16 protein-coding genes are annotated in these 15,165 nt (G+C 64.3%); 3 read left to right on the top strand and 13 right to left on the bottom strand.

The window, feature by feature from the left end:
- Positions 1-123: 123 nt before the first annotated feature.
- From paaE to paaF, 11 genes are all read right to left on the bottom strand, one after another.
- Entirely contained in the window at positions 124-1,200 is a 1,077-nt protein-coding gene (gene paaE, locus ACMGGG_RS11190; RefSeq protein ID WP_414155495.1) for a 1,2-phenylacetyl-CoA epoxidase subunit PaaE, read from the bottom strand.
- Positions 1,201-1,215: 15 nt separating this feature from the next.
- A complete protein-coding gene (paaD, locus tag ACMGGG_RS11185) occupies positions 1,216-1,749 on the bottom strand; it encodes a 1,2-phenylacetyl-CoA epoxidase subunit PaaD (protein WP_054893411.1) in 534 nt (177 codons plus the stop codon).
- On the bottom strand, positions 1,736-2,494 hold the full coding sequence (gene paaC, locus ACMGGG_RS11180) for a 1,2-phenylacetyl-CoA epoxidase subunit PaaC (protein ID WP_112898307.1): 759 nt from the start codon (positions 2,492-2,494) through the stop codon (positions 1,736-1,738). The genes paaD and paaC overlap by 14 nt, the downstream gene beginning before the upstream one ends.
- Before the next feature lie 8 nt (positions 2,495-2,502).
- Entirely contained in the window at positions 2,503-2,784 is a 282-nt protein-coding gene (gene paaB, locus ACMGGG_RS11175) for a 1,2-phenylacetyl-CoA epoxidase subunit PaaB (protein ID WP_004374528.1), read from the bottom strand.
- A 26-nt stretch (positions 2,785-2,810) separates the two neighbouring features.
- A complete protein-coding gene (gene paaA, locus ACMGGG_RS11170) occupies positions 2,811-3,800 on the bottom strand; it encodes a 1,2-phenylacetyl-CoA epoxidase subunit PaaA (protein ID WP_414155494.1) in 990 nt (329 codons plus the stop codon).
- A 261-nt stretch (positions 3,801-4,061) separates the two neighbouring features.
- Positions 4,062-5,381: a phenylacetate--CoA ligase PaaK gene (gene paaK, locus ACMGGG_RS11165; RefSeq protein WP_063544948.1), complete on the bottom strand. Its 1,320-nt coding sequence runs from the start codon at positions 5,379-5,381 to the stop codon at positions 4,062-4,064.
- 111 nt (positions 5,382-5,492) lie between these two features.
- The gene (pcaF, locus tag ACMGGG_RS11160) at positions 5,493-6,713 is read right to left on the bottom strand and encodes a 3-oxoadipyl-CoA thiolase (protein ID WP_414155493.1); all 1,221 of its coding nucleotides are present in this window, start codon (positions 6,711-6,713) and stop codon (positions 5,493-5,495) included.
- A complete protein-coding gene (gene paaI / locus ACMGGG_RS11155) occupies positions 6,706-7,161 on the bottom strand; it encodes a hydroxyphenylacetyl-CoA thioesterase PaaI (RefSeq protein WP_414155492.1) in 456 nt (151 codons plus the stop codon). Before paaI ends, pcaF begins: the two co-directional genes overlap by 8 nt.
- The gene (gene paaH, locus ACMGGG_RS11150; protein WP_414155491.1) at positions 7,154-8,671 is read right to left on the bottom strand and encodes a 3-hydroxyacyl-CoA dehydrogenase PaaH; all 1,518 of its coding nucleotides are present in this window, start codon (positions 8,669-8,671) and stop codon (positions 7,154-7,156) included. The genes paaI and paaH overlap by 8 nt, the downstream gene beginning before the upstream one ends.
- 1 nt (position 8,672) lies before the next feature.
- A complete protein-coding gene (gene paaG, locus ACMGGG_RS11145) occupies positions 8,673-9,464 on the bottom strand; it encodes a 2-(1,2-epoxy-1,2-dihydrophenyl)acetyl-CoA isomerase PaaG (protein WP_414155490.1) in 792 nt (263 codons plus the stop codon).
- Positions 9,465-9,501: 37 nt separating this feature from the next.
- Complete coding sequence (paaF, locus tag ACMGGG_RS11140) at positions 9,502-10,275, bottom strand: 2,3-dehydroadipyl-CoA hydratase PaaF (RefSeq protein WP_112898301.1); 774 nt, start codon at positions 10,273-10,275, stop codon at positions 9,502-9,504.
- 304 nt (positions 10,276-10,579) lie between these two features.
- Here paaF and paaY point away from each other — a divergent pair, with 304 nt between their 5' ends.
- Both paaY and paaX read left to right on the top strand, forming a co-directional pair.
- Positions 10,580-11,179 carry a phenylacetic acid degradation protein PaaY gene (gene paaY, locus ACMGGG_RS11135; protein WP_414155489.1) on the top strand — a complete coding sequence of 200 codons (600 nt, stop codon included), beginning with the start codon at positions 10,580-10,582 and terminating at the stop codon, positions 11,177-11,179.
- A gap of 77 nt (positions 11,180-11,256) precedes the next feature.
- A complete protein-coding gene (gene paaX / locus ACMGGG_RS11130) occupies positions 11,257-12,180 on the top strand; it encodes a phenylacetic acid degradation operon negative regulatory protein PaaX (protein WP_196759862.1) in 924 nt (307 codons plus the stop codon).
- A gap of 113 nt (positions 12,181-12,293) precedes the next feature.
- On the opposite strand, the gene ACMGGG_RS11125 is transcribed toward paaX, so the two are convergent.
- Positions 12,294-13,148 (bottom strand): NmrA family NAD(P)-binding protein, encoded by an 855-nt coding sequence (locus ACMGGG_RS11125; RefSeq protein ID WP_414155488.1) that lies wholly within the window; start codon positions 13,146-13,148, stop codon positions 12,294-12,296.
- Positions 13,149-13,267: 119 nt separating this feature from the next.
- Here ACMGGG_RS11125 and ACMGGG_RS11120 point away from each other — a divergent pair, with 119 nt between their 5' ends.
- Entirely contained in the window at positions 13,268-14,179 is a 912-nt protein-coding gene (locus ACMGGG_RS11120; protein ID WP_414155487.1) for a LysR family transcriptional regulator, read from the top strand.
- Positions 14,180-14,315: 136 nt separating this feature from the next.
- Here ACMGGG_RS11120 and ACMGGG_RS11115 read toward each other — a convergent pair whose 3' ends face one another.
- Positions 14,316-14,930, bottom strand: a complete 615-nt coding sequence (locus ACMGGG_RS11115) for a class I SAM-dependent methyltransferase (RefSeq protein ID WP_414155486.1) — start codon at positions 14,928-14,930, stop codon at positions 14,316-14,318.
- Positions 14,931-15,165: the final 235 nt, after the last annotated feature.

Raw genomic sequence — 15,165 nt, 5'->3', positions numbered from 1 at the left:
GGAGCAACGGTCTTGCTCAAAATTTGAAGTCCAGCCCAATCCCTGCGGGAGCAGGCTTGTCCCTTTTAAGTCCAGCCAATCCCTGTGGGAGCGGGCTTGTCCCGCGATGAGGGCGCCGCGGTCTCAAAGTTGATCGAAATCCAGCACCACGCGGTCGCTCAGCGGATACGTCTGGCACGACAGCACATACCCCGCCGCCACCTCGTAATCCTCCAGCGCATGGTTGCTGTCCATTTCCACCTCGCCCTCGATCACCCGGCACTTGCAGGTCGAGCACACGCCGGCCTTGCACGAATAGGGCAGCTCGGCGCCAATGGCGTTGCCGGCATCGAGAATGTTCTGGCTGTTGCGCGGCAGGTCGAAGGCCAGGGCACGGCCATCGCTGATCACGGTGATATGGCTCAGCGCCGAGTCCAGCTGGCGCTGAGCCTCGCGGGCTTCGCGCCTAGCCTCGTTGCCAGCGGCGGCAAACAGCTCGAAATGGATGCGTTCGCGCGGCATGCCGTTGTCTTCTAGGCTGGCCCGCACGGTTTCGGTCATCGCCTGCGGCCCGCAGATAAAGGCGGCATCGAGGGCCTGCACGTCGAGCCAGCGAGAGAACAACTGGCCGCACTTGTCAGCATCGATTCGGCCGTTGTACAGGTCGACATCCTGCTGTTCGCGGCTGAACACGAAAATCAGGTTCAGGCGGTCCAGGTAACGGTTCTTCAGGTCTTCCAGGCGATCGCGAAACAGTGCGCTGTTGCTGGCGCGGTTGCCGTACAGCAGGGTGAAGCGGCTGTTGGGCTCGCAGGCCAGGGTGGTGGCGATGATCGACAGGATCGGTGTGATACCGCTGCCGGCGGCGACCCCCAGGTAATGGCCATGGCGCTGGGCCTGCAGTGGAACGAAGAAGCTGCCGCTGGGCGGCATCACGTCCAGTTGCTGGCCGACCGCGAGCACATCGTTGGCGAATGCCGAGAAGCGCCCGCCCGGCACGCGCTTGACCGCCACGCGCAGCTCGCCGTCCTGCACGGCACTGCAAATCGAATAGGAGCGGCGCACTTCCTCATCGTCGAGAAAGGTGCGCATCACCAGGTACTGGCCCTGGGTGAAGCGGAACGCGTCCTGCAGATGGGCGGGCACGTCGAAGGCGATGGACACGGCGTCGCGTGTCTCGTGACGCACTTGCTTGATGGTCAGGCTGTGAAACTGGCTCATGGTCGTCTCCACGGCTCAAATGCATTTGAAATAGTCGAACGGCTCCAGGCACTCGCGGCAGCGATAAAGCGCCTTGCAGGCCGTGGAGCCGAACTGGCTGAGCAGTTCGGTGTGGGCGCTGCCGCATTGCGGACAGCACACCTGGGGGGCTTCGCCGAGCAGGCTGCGCTTGCTGGCACTGCCCTGTGGCGGGGCGATGCCATAGACCCGCAAGCGTTCGCGGCCTTGATCGCTGATCCAGTCGGTGCTCCAGGCCGGGGTCAAGCGGCGTTCCAGCGCTGGCTGGGCAAAACCGGCCTGTTCCAGGGCCTGGCGGATATCCCCCTCGATCACCTCGGTGGCCGGGCAGCCGGAGTAGGTAGGGGTCACCACCAGGTGCAGATGGCCGGCGCGCCAGTCCAGGTCGCGCACGATTCCCAGGTCTACCACGCTGACCACCGGCACTTCCGGGTCCATGACCTGCTCCAGCACCGCCCAGGCCCGCGCCAGGTCGCCCTCGCGCAGGCTGCGGGCGCCACGGTCGCCAGCGATCAGCTCACCAGATCGCATCGGGGTAGGCCCGTGGCAGGAACTGCATCTCGGCCAGCAGCAGGCCCAGGTGTTCGGTGTGCAAGCCCTTGCGACCGCTCAGGTAGAAATGACTGGCGGGCGTGGGTTGCGGGAGCTCGACCGAGGCGAAGATGGCACTGACCTGGGCGAGCCAGGCTTGCCCTACTTGCGTCGGGTCAGCGGCAATACCCGCGGCGGCCAGGCGCGTCTCGCTTTCACTGCCCTGGCTCAGCTCCACGGTGAAACGCCACAGTGCCGGGATTGCCGCGACCATGCGGCGACGGCTTTCGTCGGTGCCGCCGCCCAGGCGCTGCACCCACTCACCGGAGCGGCGCAGGTGATAGGTGACCTCCTTGAGCGCTTTGGCCGCGATGCCGGCGATGCGCGGATCGCTGGAGGCGCACAGGCCTTGGAGCATCGCCAGGTGCCAGGCGTCGTAGAGGAACTGCTTGGTCATGGTCACGGCAAAGTCGCCGTTGGGTTGCTCGACCAGCAGCAGGTTGTGGAAGGCCCGTTCGTCGCGGCAAAACGCCAGGGCGTCGGCATCGCGGCCGTCGTCGAGCAGTTCGGCGGCGTACTCCAGCCAGTTGCGCGCTTGGCCGACCAGGTCGAGGCCGACATTCATCAGGGCCAGCTCTTCTTCCAGTGCCGGGGCGTGGCCACACCATTGGCACAGGCGCTGGCCCTGGACCAGGGCGCTGTCGCCGAGCAGCAAGAGGTAGGGGATCAGATCGTCGTTGTGCATGGCGGGCCTCACATGTGTCCGACTTCGTCAGGCAGCTCGTAGAAGCTGGCATGGCGGTAGACCTTGTCGTCCGAAGGGGCGAACAGCGGGTCTTTTTCATCAGGCGAGGAGGCGGTGATCAGCGCCGAAGGCACCACCCACAGGCTCACGCCTTCGCTGCGCCGGGTGTACAGCTCACGGGCGTTCTCGATGGCCATGGCCGCGTCGGCGGCATGCACGCTGCCCACGTGCTTGTGGTTCAGGCCGTGCTTGCTGCGCACGAATACTTCGTAGAGGGTCCAGACAGACATGTTCGATCTCCGCATCGGTCGCCGCTTCAGGCGGCGTTCTTGTTCTGTTGCTTGCGCGCATAGGCCACGGCGGCCTCGCGTACCCAGGCCCCGTCTTCGATGGCCTGGCGACGGGTGGCGACCCGCTCCTGGTTGCAGGGGCCGTTGCCCTTGATCACTTCGTAGAATTCGTCCCACTGGATTTCACCGAAGTCGTAGTGACCGCGGTCGGCGTTCCACTTCAGTTCCGGGTCCGGGGCGGTGCAACCGAGCAGCTCGAGCTGCGGCACGGTCTGGTCGATGAAGCGCTGGCGGAGTTCGTCGTTGGTCTGGCGCTTGATCTTCCAGGCCATCGACTGGGCGCTGTTGGGGGAGTGTTCGTCGCTGGGGCCGAACATCATCAGCGACGGCCACCACAGGCGATTGATTGCATCCTGGACCATGTCCTTCTGCGCCTGGGTGCCGTGGCGCATCATGGTCAGCAGCAGCTCGTAGCCCTGGCGCTGATGGAAGCTTTCTTCCTTGCAGATACGGATCATCGCGCGCGCGTAGGGGCCGTAGGAGGTGCGTTGCAGTACCACCTGGTTGACGATCGCCGCGCCGTCGACCAGCCAGCCCACCGCGCCCATGTCGGCCCAGCTCAGGGTCGGGTAGTTGAAGATGCTCGAGTACTTGGCCTTGCCGCTGTGCAGCTTGGCGATCTCTTCGTCGCGGTCGGCGCCGAGGGTTTCCATGGCGCTGTACAGGTACAGGCCATGGCCGGCTTCGTCCTGGATCTTGGCCATCAACTGCAGCTTGCGCTTGAGGCTCGGCGCGCGGGTGACCCAGTTGCCCTCGGGAAGCATGCCGACGATTTCCGAATGGGCGTGCTGGGAGATCTGCCGGATCAGGGTCTGGCGATAGGCCTCTGGCATCCAGTTTTTCGGTTCGATCTTGATCTCGGCGTCGATCTTCTCCTGGAAGTGGCGCTCTTCGGGCGACATCTCTTCCAGTGACTTGACACGTTTGACGCCGGTTTCGACTAGCTGTGCGTACATGTTCGGACTCCCGCCGCAGGGGTGGTTGGGGCATGGAGTCTTTTATAAGCGATACGTGATCTAACATCAAACATAAAATCATGTATCAGATAAAATTGTGTATCACGTTGCGGCCCTATCGCGGGACGAGCCCGCTCCCACAGGCGCCTCGCTGATCGTGGGATCAGTGGGAGCGGGCTCGTCCCGCGATAGGGCCGGCAAATCCGGCGCAAAAAAAGCCCCGGACCAGGCCGGGGCAGAAAAAGGCAGCCGAATCGAAAGTCAGCTGGCCAACCGTTTGTCGTAGACGTGGCAAGCCTTGCCCTCTGAGCGCTTCAGCGTTCCGCAGGGCTGCAGGCGAATCTGCGTGCTGATGCCGATGTAGGTCTTGATCTGCTTGCTCAGCTCACCCACAAGCGCCTTGCGCGTAGCGTCGTCCAGGTACTGGCTGTCGGCGCGCAACTCCACGTGCACTTCCACGCTGTCGAGATTGCCATTGCGATACAGATGGATCTCGTAAAGCTCGGAAAGCTGTTTTATTTTCAGCACCTGCTCTTCGATCTGCGTAGGGAACACGTTGACCCCGCGGATGATCAGCATGTCGTCGCTGCGCCCGGTGATCTTGCCAATGCGCCGCATCGGCCGTGCCGTGCCGGGCAGCAGACGGGTCAGGTCGCGGGTGCGGTAGCGCACCATCGGCAGCGCCTCCTTGCTCAGCGAGGTGAACACCAGCTCGCCCAGCTGCCCGTCCGGCAGGACCTCGCCTGACACCGGGTCGATGATCTCGGGGTAGAAATGGTCTTCCCAGATGGTCGGTCCGTCCTTGGTCTCGATGCACTCCATGGCCACGCCTGGCCCCATGATTTCCGACAGGCCATAGATGTCCAGGGCGTTGATGCCCAGGCGTTGCTCGATGGAGCGGCGCAGCTCGTCGGTCCAGGGCTCGGCACCGAAGATGCCCAGGCGCAGCTTGAGGTCGTTGGGGTCGATGCCCTGGCGCTCGATCTCATCGGCCAGGTTGAGCATGTACGAGGGCGTGACCATGATGATGTCGGGCTGGAAGTCGCGGATCAGTTGCACCTGCTTCTCGGTCTGACCGCCGGACATGGGGATCACCGTGCAGCCCAGACGCTCGGCGCCATAGTGAGCGCCCAGGCCACCGGTGAAGAGGCCGTAGCCATAGGAAACATGCACCTTGTCGCCCTTGCGTCCACCTGCGGCGCGGATCGAGCGGGCGACCACGTTGGCCCAGGTGTTGATGTCGTTCTGGGTATACCCGACCACCGTTGGCTTGCCCGTGGTGCCGCTGGAGGCGTGCAGGCGCACCACTTCTTCCTGGGGGACGGCAAACATGCCGTACGGGTAGTTGTCGCGCAGGTCGCTCTTGCCGGTGAAGGGGAAGCGCGACAGGTCCTCGAGCGACTTCAGGTCGTCCGGGTGGGCGCCGCAGGCGTCGAAGCGCTGACGGTACAGCGCCACCTTGTCATAGGCATGGCGCAGGCTCCAACGCAGGCGTTCGAGCTGGTGCTGGCGCAGCGCATCGACACTGGCAGTTTCCATGGGGTCAAGCAGGGCGCGTTCGGCATCGTGGTACATGTTCATGGCTTCACTCGAGTTGTTCTTGTACGCCGGCCCGTCGAGGGGCCGTGAGTGTCATGGTGGGCAGCATACTGCCCGTTGCAGCGTGGGTCGCGGTCCGTTGGTCGAAGTGCCTCAAAGGCGCTCGATCACCATGGCGATGCCCTGGCCGACGCCGATGCACATGGTGCACAGCGCGTAGCGGCCGCCGGTCAGCTCCAGCTCGTGCAGCGCGGTGGTGACCAGCCGCGCGCCGCTCATGCCCAGCGGATGCCCCAGGGCGATGGCGCCACCGTTGGGGTTGACCCGTGGATCGTCGTCGGCAACACCCAGCTCGCGCAGCACTGCCAGCCCTTGGGCCGCGAAAGCTTCGTTGAGCTCGATCACGTCCATGTCGGCCAGGGCAAGACCGGTCAGCTCCAGCACCTTGCGCGTCGCAGGCACCGGGCCGATGCCCATGATGCGCGGCGCGACACCTGCTGCGGCCATGCCGACGATTCGCCCGCGGGCCTGCAGGCCGTGGCGGCGGGCTGCGCTGCTGCTGGCCAGCAACAGTGCGCACGCACCGTCGTTGACCCCCGACGCGTTGCCGGCAGTGACGCTGCCACCTTCGCGAAACGGCGTGCCAAGGCGCGCCAGCTGCTCCAGGGTGGTGTCGCCACGCGGGTGTTCGTCCTGCTCGACCAGTTTGGGCGGGCCCTTGCGCTGGGCGATCTCGACCGGGACGATTTCCCGCGCCAGGCGGCCATTGGCCTGGGCGGCAGCGGCCTTGTGCTGGCTGCGCAAGGCAAAGGCATCCTGGTCGGCGCGCGAGATGCCGAACTGCTCGGCGACGTTCTCGGCGGTCTCGGGCATCGAGTCGATGCCGTATTGGGCTTTCATCAGGGGATTGACGAAGCGCCAGCCGATGGTGGTGTCGAACAGTTCCGCACTGCGGCCGAAGGCCTGTTCGGCCTTGCCGATGACGAACGGCGCGCGGGACATGGATTCGACGCCGCCGGCCAGCATCAGCCCGGCCTCGCCACAGCGCAGGGCGCGGGCGGCGTTGCCGATGGCGTCCAGGCCGGAGCCGCACAGGCGGTTGAGGGTGGTGCCTGGCACCTCGACAGGCAGCCCGGCCAGCAGCGTGGCCATATGCGCAACGTTGCGATTGTCTTCGCCGGCCTGGTTGGCGCAGCCGAGGATCACATCGTCGATGGCCTGCCAGTCCAGTGTCGGGTGGCGGGCGATCAAGGCCTTGATCGGGATCGCCGCCAGGTCGTCGGCACGCACGCTGCTCAGGGCGCCGCCGTAGCGGCCGATGGGCGTGCGCACGGCGTCGATGATCAGGGCGTCGTTGAGGGTCGGTTCAGTCATCTTGCGTCTCCTGCGTCAGCACGCTGCCGCGCAACTTGTAGGACTTGCCATGGAACAGCGCCACCAGCTCGCCACGCTGGTTTTCCAGGCGAACGTCGTAGAGGCCAGTGCGGCCCTTGCGCACCAGCTCGTGGGCGGTGGCGGTCAACTGATCGCCGAGCAGCGCCGGGGCCACATAATCGATGCTGCAGCCTAGGGCCACAGTGGCCTCGTCGTGGCCGTTGCAGGCAAAGGCGAACGCCGAATCGGCCAGGGCGAAGAGAAAGCCGCCGTGGCAGGTGCCGTGGCCTTGGATCATGTCGGCGCGTACGGTCATGCGCACGGCAGCGCTGCCGGGGCCGGCCTCGAGCAGTTCGATGCCCATGCCTTGAGTGGCCCGGTCACGGGCGTACATGGCGTCGGCACAGGCGCGGGCCAGCGCTTCGGGCGTGCGAGGTGTGTCAGTCATGCAGGCGGCCTCCTTCGGCATGGGTGCGGCGCAGCAGCAGGGAAGGGCGATAGCGTTCTTCGCCGTAGGCCTGCTGCAGGTGTTCGAGGGTGTGCAACGTGTGGGCAAGGCCGATGCGTTCGGCCCAGGCCAGCGGCCCCAACGGATAATTGACCCCGGCGCACATGGCCAGATCGATGTCGGCCGCCGACGCGACACCTTGCAGCACGGCATCGGCGGCTTCGTTGGCGAGCATGGCCACCGTGCGCAGCACGGCCAGGCCCGGCAGGTCGGCCAGGGCGCTGACGTTGAAACCGGCACGCTGGAGCAGCGCGACAGCCTGATCGCGGGCTTCGATCGTGGTGTTCCTGGTCCAGGTAATCGCGATGCGTGTCGCGCTGCTGTAATCCAGGGCAAGGTCGATCAGGACCAGGTTCTGCAGGCCGTCGTCGCGGGCGCGCTGGCTGGCCAGGCGACCGTCGGACAGGGCCAGGGTGGCATCGCCAATGCGCAACAAGCCCTGGCCGGCGCGTTGGGTCAGTTCGACGCCGCTGGCGCTCAGGCGCTGCAGCAGCGGCTGCATGACACCGAGGTCGCCCTCGACCACGCAGCGTGTAACTTCGGCAGAGCTGCGCAATTCGGCAGGCTGCGGGCGTTCGGCGCCTTCGCGGTAGTCATAGAAACCTTGGCCGCTCTTGCGCCCCAGGCGCCCGGCGGCCACCAGTTCCTTTTGTACCTGCGAGGGCTGGAAGCGCAAATCCCCGTAATAGGCGTCGAACACCGAACAGGTGACGGCGTAGTTGACGTCATGGCCGATCAGATCGGTGAGTTCGAACGCGCCCATGCGGAACCCGCCAGCCTCGCGCAACAGCGCATCGAGGCTGGCGCAATCGGCGGCACCTTCCTGCAGCAGGCGCAGGCTCTCGGCATAGAACGGACGGGCCACGCGGTTGACGATGAAACCGGGGGTGGAGCGTGCATGCACGGGCTGCTTGCCCCAGGCCTTGGCGGTGTCGTACAGCGTATCGGCCACCGCCGGTTCGGTCGCAAGCCCCGACACGACCTCGACCAACGCCATCAAGGGGGCAGGATTGAAGAAATGCATGCCGATCACGCGCTCGGGTCGGGCCAGCCCCGCTGCCAGGCGGGTAATCGACAACGACGACGTATTGCTGGCGAGGATACAGGTTTCAGCGCAGAGGGCTTCAAGCTGGCGCAGCAGTTGCTGCTTGATATCGAGGTCTTCCACGATCGCCTCGATCACCAGCGCCGCATCGGCCAGGGCCTCGAGCGACTCGGCAGGCTGCAGGCGGGCTATGGTCGACTCGCGCTCGCAGGCGTTCAGCTTGCCTTTGTCCACCAGGCGCGCCAATTGCCGAGCAATGCCGTCGATGGCCTGCGCTGCAGCGCCCGGGCGATTGTCATAAAGCCGGACCGCATGCCCGGCCTGGGCTGCAACCTGGGCAATGCCGGCCCCCATGGCGCCAGCGCCGATCACCGCAACCTGAGCTTCAATGTGCAGGGCACTCATCTCAGCACCCCTTGAACACGGGCGTACGCTTTGCCATGAACGCGCTGACGCCTTCGCGGTAGTCGTCGCTGCGCCCGGCCAGGCGTTGCAGGTCGCGCTCGAGCGTCAGTTGCTGGTCGAAACTGTTGTCGAAGCTTGCGTTGAGACTGCGCTTGATCAGCGCCAGGCCATAGGTGGGCTGAGCGGCCAGGTGCCGGGCCAGGCGCAGTGCTTCGTCGCGCAACTCGGCGTCGTCGACCACGCGGTGAATCAGCCCCCATTGCTCGGCCTGTTCGGCGCTCAGGCGCTCGCCCAGCATCGCCAGGGCCTTCGCGCGGGCCATGCCGACCAGGCGTGGCAGCAGCCAGGTGCCGCCAGAGTCCGGGATCAGCCCGATGCGGCAGAACGCCTGGATGAAGCTGGCCGAGCGGGCGGCCAGCACCAGGTCGCAGGCCAGGGGAATATTGGCCCCGGCGCCGGCAGCCACGCCGTTGACCGCACAGATCACCGGCATCGGCAAGTCGCGCAGGCTACGGATCAGCGGGTTGTAGAACTGCTCGATCGAAAGGCCCAGGTCGGGCCGCTCGGCACCGGGCGCAACGTTGCGGTCGGAGAGGTCCTGGCCGGCGCAGAAACCGCGGCCTTCGCCGGTCAGCAGCAGGACCCGCACCTGTTCGCTCTGGCGTACCTGCTTGAGAGCCTCGCGCACCTCCTGGTGCATGGCGGTGTTGAAGCTGTTGAGTTGCTCGGGGCGGTTGAGCGAGAGGAGGGCGATGCCGTCCTCGATGGAAAACAGGATGTGCTGGAAGCTCATGGCAAGCGCGCTCCGTCAGTCGGTGGAATCGGGTGGGTCAGCGGCCGATGAAGCTGGCCGGGCGTTTTTCCTGGAAAGCGCGGATGCCCTCGTCGCGGTCGGCCGTGCCGGCCAGCAGGGTGAAGGCATGTCGCTCGAAGCGCAGGCCGCTGGCCAGGTCGGTATCCTGGGCCTTCAGCAGCGCCTCTTTGGCCAGGCGCACGGCCAGGGGCGCCTTTTGCGCGATGCTGCGCGCCACCTGCAGGGCGCGTTCAACGGTCAATTCGGGCTGGGTCATTTCGCTGATCAGCCCGGCCTGCAGGGCATGGCGGGCATCGAGGGTTTCGCCGGTGAGCACCAGCTGCATCGCCAGTGGCTTGCCGACTGCGCGAAGCAGGCGCTGGGTGCCACCGGCGCCGGGAATGATGCCGAGGTTGATCTCTGGCTGGCCGAAGCGTGCGTCGGACCCGGCGATAACGATATCGGCGCACATCACCAACTCGCAGCCGCCGCCGAGGGCGAAGCCGTTGACGGCGGCGATCAGAGGCTTGGGAAAGGCCGCGATGCGCTGCCAGTGGGCGACACGGGGATCGTTGAGGATGCCGACCAGGTCGCGCTCGGCCATCTCGTTGATGTCCGCGCCTGCAGCAAAGGCCTTGCGATTGCCGGTGATGACCACCGCACGGGTGTGCTCGTCATGGGCGGCAGCGTCGAGTTCGTCGGCGAGCTCTGCCAGAAGCTCGGTATTCAGGGCGTTGAGGGCTTGCGGGCGGTGCAGGGTGATCAGGCGGACACCGTCCGCCTGGGCCTGCACAACGAGGTTGCTTGGCATGGTGGTACCTCAGGCTGCACGTTTGGCGCCGGTCAGTGCCGGCCAGTTCTTGGAGTCGGTTGCAGTGGTGGCGCAAGTATAGGCGCAAAGCGATACGAAATATCAACATCAAAATTAACATGATGTATCTAAATCTTGACTACTGATCGACGGGATCGCTGAAACCCCTTGTGCACATAGGTTCCGAGCAACCAGTCGATGAGAGGGACGATTCAAGAAAGCGATACAGCAATTTCAAAATTGACTGATCTATTTGAAGTGATACATGATCCGTGAACATCATGAATCACATTGAGTCACTCCCATGCCCTGCTATCGCCTCGACGGCTTGACCCCAGTGGTCCATCCCACCGCCTACGTCCACCCCAGTGCCGTGCTGATCGGCGATGTGATCGTCGGCCCCGGCTGTTATGTTGGGCCTCTCGCTGCGTTGCGGGGCGACTTTGGGCGCATCGTCCTGGAGGAGGGCGCCAATCTGCAGGACACCTGCGTGATGCATGGCTTTCCGGGCGGTGACACGGTCATCGAGCGCAACGGTCATGTTGGGCATGGCGCGGTGCTGCACGGGTGCCGAGTAGGGGCGGATGCGCTTGTGGGCATGAATGCGGTGGTGATGGATGGTGCGCACATCGCGCCACGCTGCATCGTGGCGGCCACGGCATTCGTCAAGGCGGGGTTCACCTGCGAGGCGCAGAGCCTGGTGGTGGGCTCGCCGGCCCAGGCCAAGCGTACGCTGAGCGATGAGGAAGTCGCCTGGAAGCAGCGCGGCACGCAGGAGTACCAGGCGCTCGCCAGACGCTGCATGGCGTCGATGGTGGAGTGTTCACCGCTGAGTGCGGTCGATCCCGCACGCCCGCGCATGGGCGATACCGGCCTGCGGCCGAAGACGGGGCATGGCGCATGAGCATTGCCGTGTCGCGCCATGGCCAGGCGGGGCGGGGTAAAGGTATAGTCGGGGCTTTCTCCGCGCCCAGTTCCCCCATGAGCAGCCTCGCACCCCTGAACCACCTGATCACCCGCTTCCAGGAGCAGACGCCAATCCGCGCCAGCTCGCTGATCATCACGCTGTATGGCGATGCCGTCGAGCCCCACGGTGGCACGGTGTGGCTGGGTAGCCTGATCGGTTTGCTGGAGCCCTTCGGCATCAACGAGCGACTGATTCGCACGTCGATCTTCCGCCTGACCAAAGAAGGCTGGCTGACCGCTGAAAAGGTCGGTCGCCGTAGCTACTACAGCCTGACCGGCACCGGCCGACGGCGTTTCGAGAAGGCATTCAAACGGGTCTACAGTGCCATCCTGCCAGCCTGGGACGGCGCCTGGACGCTGGTGCTGCTCTCGCAGTTGGACGTTGCCAAGCGCAAGTCGGTACGTGAAGAGCTGGAGTGGCAAGGCTTCGGAGCCATCGCCCCTAACGTGATGGGTTGCCCGCGTGCTGATCGTGCGGATCTGGCGGCGACCCTGCGCGAGCTGGAGGCCGAGGAAGACAGTATCGTCTTCGAGACCCATGCCCAGGAAATTCTCGCCTCCAAGGCCATGCGCGCGCAGGTCAGGGAGAGCTGGGGGATCGACGAGCTGGGCCAGCATTACAGCGAGTTCATTCGCCTGTTCCGTCCGCTGTGGCAGGCACTGCGCGAGCAGGAAACGCTGGAAGCGCAGGATTGCTTCCTGGCGCGCACCTTGCTGATCCACGAATACCGGCGTTTGCTGCTGCGCGATCCGCAGTTGCCCGATGAACTGCTGCCCGGCGACTGGGAGGGCCGTGCAGCGCGCCAGTTGTGCCGCAACCTCTATCGCCTGGTGTCGCCCAAGGCTGAAGCCTGGCTCAATGACATGCTGGAGACGGCGGACGGACCGCTGCCGGATGCCAGCGAGAGTTTCTACCGTCGATTTGGTGGTTTGAGCTGAAACATACGTGGTACGTATCACGGCATGTTATGGCGATTGAGGTTGACCATACTTCTGTGGCCACCCCTGAAAGCTGAAGCGCCCTGCAGGGCGCGCCAGCCAGAGAGACGTGCTCAACTCCGCTCGACCAACCCCGCCAATACCGCCTGTAGATCGGTGCGCGCCTGGCGCGGCGTCCCTTCAAAGTCGATCCAGCCTGCATTGAAGCCATCGAGCATTTGCATGCGCGGTAGCGGGTTCTGCATCCCTTGCTCAAGGAACAATGCCTCCCAGCTATCGCGCGGGACTGCTTGCGCCTTCACTTCACGCCCGAGCACCTGGCCAAGCGTGGCAGCGAGCTGCAGCGGGGAGATCGCTTGCGGGCCGGTCAGCTCCACCACCCGCACGCCCTCCCAAGGCTCCTGCAGCAACTGCGCCGCAACGCGCCCGACATCGGCCGTGGCGACCATGTGCACCGGCTTGTCCAGCGGTTGCAGGAAGCTGTACAGGACGCCATGTTCCCGTGCGGGGGCGATGTCCCACAGGCTGTTCTCCATGAACCAGGCAGCACGCAGGAACGTTACCGGCATGGGCAACTGCCCCAGCACATGTTCCATTTCACCCAGCTGCGACAGCAGGTTAGGGTGGCTGGCCTGTGCGCCAACGGTGGAGAGGCACACCACGCGTTCCGGTTGGCTGGCCAGCAGTGCCACGTGCAGGTTGGCGAGTATCGCGCGGGTTTCGGGGAAATCAGGGCGAGGGTCGAAGTTCGGCGGCAGCAGCACGAACACAGCGGTGGCGCCTTGGAACGCCCGGGTCAGGGCGACACGGTCCTGCATGTCGGCTACCGCGACGCTGCACCCCTGGGCCTGCCAGGTTTCGCCCTTGGCGGCATCGCGCACCACAGCGCGCACCTCCTTGCCTGCGGCCAACAGGTTGCGCGCCAGGGCGCTGGCGACTTGGCCGGTGATGCCAGTGATAACGTACATGGTATGTAACTCCTGAGTGGGAGGCGGCACAGCGCCGCGTTCGGGAGCCAGTCTGTGGTGCGTCGATTGATTAATCGATAACATGAAGCTCATTTCAATAATGACTGATTGGCATCAATATGAGTTTCGATGAGCGCAGCCTCAGTGGCATGAGTGTGTTCGTTGCCATCGTCGACAGTGGCAGCTTTGCCGCTGCAGGCGAGGTGATGGACATGTCCCAGCCGGGTGTCAGCCGGGCGTTGGCGCGCCTGGAGAAACGCCTGGGAATTCGCCTGTTTGACCGCACCACACGCTCGGTCACTCTGACCGACGAGGGGCGCCGCCTGTACGAACAGGTGGTGCCGTTGCTGGCAGCGCTGGACGAGGCGGCCAGCTCGGTGACCGAGGGGGCAGTGGTGGTCAGGGGGCGGCTGCGGGTCAATGTCGATCCGTTTTTCGCTCGCCTGATACTTGGGCCGCGCCTGGGCGGGTTTCTCGAGGCGCACCCACAACTGAACCTGGAACTGATCACTCGCGATCGCCTGGGCGACATGGTCGCCGAAGGTTTCGACTTGGCCGTGCGTTTCGGCGAGCCCCGCACGTCAAGCCTGGTGGCGCGCAAGCTGCTGGACACTCGTATCCTGACCGTGGCGGCACCGGCCTACCTCAAGCGTTTTGGCTGCCCGGCACAGCCGCAGGCCCTCAGCGAACATCGCTGCATCCAGTTCCGCGATCCGCAGAGTGGTCAGCCTTTTGCCTGGGAGTTTCACCGAGGTGCCGAGCGCCTGACCGTGGACACGCGCGGGCAATTGCTGGTCAACGATGTGGGCAGCCTGCACAGCACCTGCCTTGCCGGCTACGGAGTTGCGCAGGTGATGGCTTTGGGTAGCGAGCTGCTACTGGCCGAGGGCCGCCTGGTCGAGCTGTTCGACGACTGGCCGGACGAGCGTTTTCCGCTGTATGCACTGTACCCTTCGCGGCATCACCCGCCGGCCAAGGTTCGCGCATTTCTCGACTTCGTCCTGGAGTTGCTCAATGCATCTCAGGTGTGAGGGCAGGGCGTAGCTACGTGCGCCTGAGCTTGTCGGCTTGCGTGCTGTCGGCGAGGGATCTGGGGGGAAGGCATAATGCGCCGCAAGCATAACTCAACTAAATAACTATTTAGCGTAGCTATAATTTAGATGCCTATTAATCAGACAGGCGACGCCCAAGCCAAACCGTCTGGCCACCGCATTCCGCGTCCTCTGCGATGTGCTCAAGCAACTCAAAATCGTGGCTGGCGAGCAGTGCCGTATATTCCTGAGGGTCGAGGCTCGCATGGTACAGCGTTTCACCCTCGAAAACGCCCAAGGCTTCGCCATGAGAAGGCCCACTGGTGAACATCAGCAACGCTCCAGGTGCGGCATGACGCTGAAATACCGGGAACATCTTGCGCTGATCGTCGGGCTTGAGATGAAAAAAGCTGTTCCAGGCCAGAATGGCCGCGAACTGGCGATCGAGCGCCAATGTGCGCATGTCTGCGTGAATCCATTCCTGCGCGGGAAATTGCGCGCTGCACAGTGCGAGCATCTGCTCAGACGAATCTACACCGATGACAGACGCGCCGGCGTCGATCAGATAACGTGCCACGGGTTGGCCGGAGCCGCAGCCCAGATCCAGAACGGTCGCAGACGGCGGTAGCAATGAACGGAAGCGTTCGATCCATTTGCGGTCGATGAAATGGTTGACGCGCAGATCGTTCCACGTAGCGGCGTGGCGGTCGTAGAGACTGATGATCTGATCTGCGGATGGATGGTGAGACATGAACTGGAGCATCCTTGATCGGCTTTGAAGGGTGAAGGCTCATGAGGGGCTTGCTGAGAGTCGAATGTACCTTGGGTGTGGCTCGTATGGGAAATACAGAAATACGCATAATGTATATTATGTTAAATTGAGTATTGTGGGAGTTGATCTCGATCAGTGTCCAATCCCAAGCGCTCAGAACTAAACATGCGAAAAGCTAAAAACTGATGGTGCAAAATCAGACGCGCCGGATATT

The sequence above is a fragment of the Pseudomonas sp. BNK-44-b genome (assembly GCF_047456245.1).
GTDB lineage: Bacteria > Pseudomonadota > Gammaproteobacteria > Pseudomonadales > Pseudomonadaceae > Aquipseudomonas > Aquipseudomonas machongensis.
The sequence above is the reverse complement of the archived record's forward strand: the minus strand, read 5'-3'. Positions and strand labels throughout refer to the sequence as shown.

Bases quoted from the DNA above. Each gene is read 5' to 3' on its own strand.
- paaF (WP_112898301.1), bottom strand. From the start codon at position 10,275: ATGCCAAGCAACCTCGTTGTGCAGGCCCAGGCGGACGGTGTCCGCCTG.
- paaA (WP_414155494.1), bottom strand. From the start codon at position 3,800: ATGTACGCACAGCTAGTCGAAACCGGCGTCAAACGTGTCAAGTCACTG.
- paaD (WP_054893411.1), bottom strand. From the start codon at position 1,749: ATGCGATCTGGTGAGCTGATCGCTGGCGACCGTGGCGCCCGCAGCCTG.
- ACMGGG_RS11115 (WP_414155486.1), bottom strand. From the start codon at position 14,930: ATGTCTCACCATCCATCCGCAGATCAGATCATCAGTCTCTACGACCGC.
- paaC (WP_112898307.1), bottom strand. From the start codon at position 2,494: ATGCACAACGACGATCTGATCCCCTACCTCTTGCTGCTCGGCGACAGC.
- paaI (WP_414155492.1), bottom strand. From the start codon at position 7,161: ATGACTGACACACCTCGCACGCCCGAAGCGCTGGCCCGCGCCTGTGCC.
- paaE (WP_414155495.1), bottom strand. From the start codon at position 1,200: ATGAGCCAGTTTCACAGCCTGACCATCAAGCAAGTGCGTCACGAGACA.
- ACMGGG_RS11125 (WP_414155488.1), bottom strand. From the start codon at position 13,148: ATGTACGTTATCACTGGCATCACCGGCCAAGTCGCCAGCGCCCTGGCG.
- paaB (WP_004374528.1), bottom strand. From the start codon at position 2,784: ATGTCTGTCTGGACCCTCTACGAAGTATTCGTGCGCAGCAAGCACGGC.
- paaH (WP_414155491.1), bottom strand. From the start codon at position 8,671: ATGAGTGCCCTGCACATTGAAGCTCAGGTTGCGGTGATCGGCGCTGGC.
- ACMGGG_RS11120 (WP_414155487.1), top strand. From the start codon at position 13,268: ATGAGTTTCGATGAGCGCAGCCTCAGTGGCATGAGTGTGTTCGTTGCC.
- paaG (WP_414155490.1), bottom strand. From the start codon at position 9,464: ATGAGCTTCCAGCACATCCTGTTTTCCATCGAGGACGGCATCGCCCTC.
- paaX (WP_196759862.1), top strand. From the start codon at position 11,257: ATGAGCAGCCTCGCACCCCTGAACCACCTGATCACCCGCTTCCAGGAG.
- paaK (WP_063544948.1), bottom strand. From the start codon at position 5,381: ATGAACATGTACCACGATGCCGAACGCGCCCTGCTTGACCCCATGGAA.
- pcaF (WP_414155493.1), bottom strand. From the start codon at position 6,713: ATGACTGAACCGACCCTCAACGACGCCCTGATCATCGACGCCGTGCGC.
- paaY (WP_414155489.1), top strand. From the start codon at position 10,580: ATGCCCTGCTATCGCCTCGACGGCTTGACCCCAGTGGTCCATCCCACC.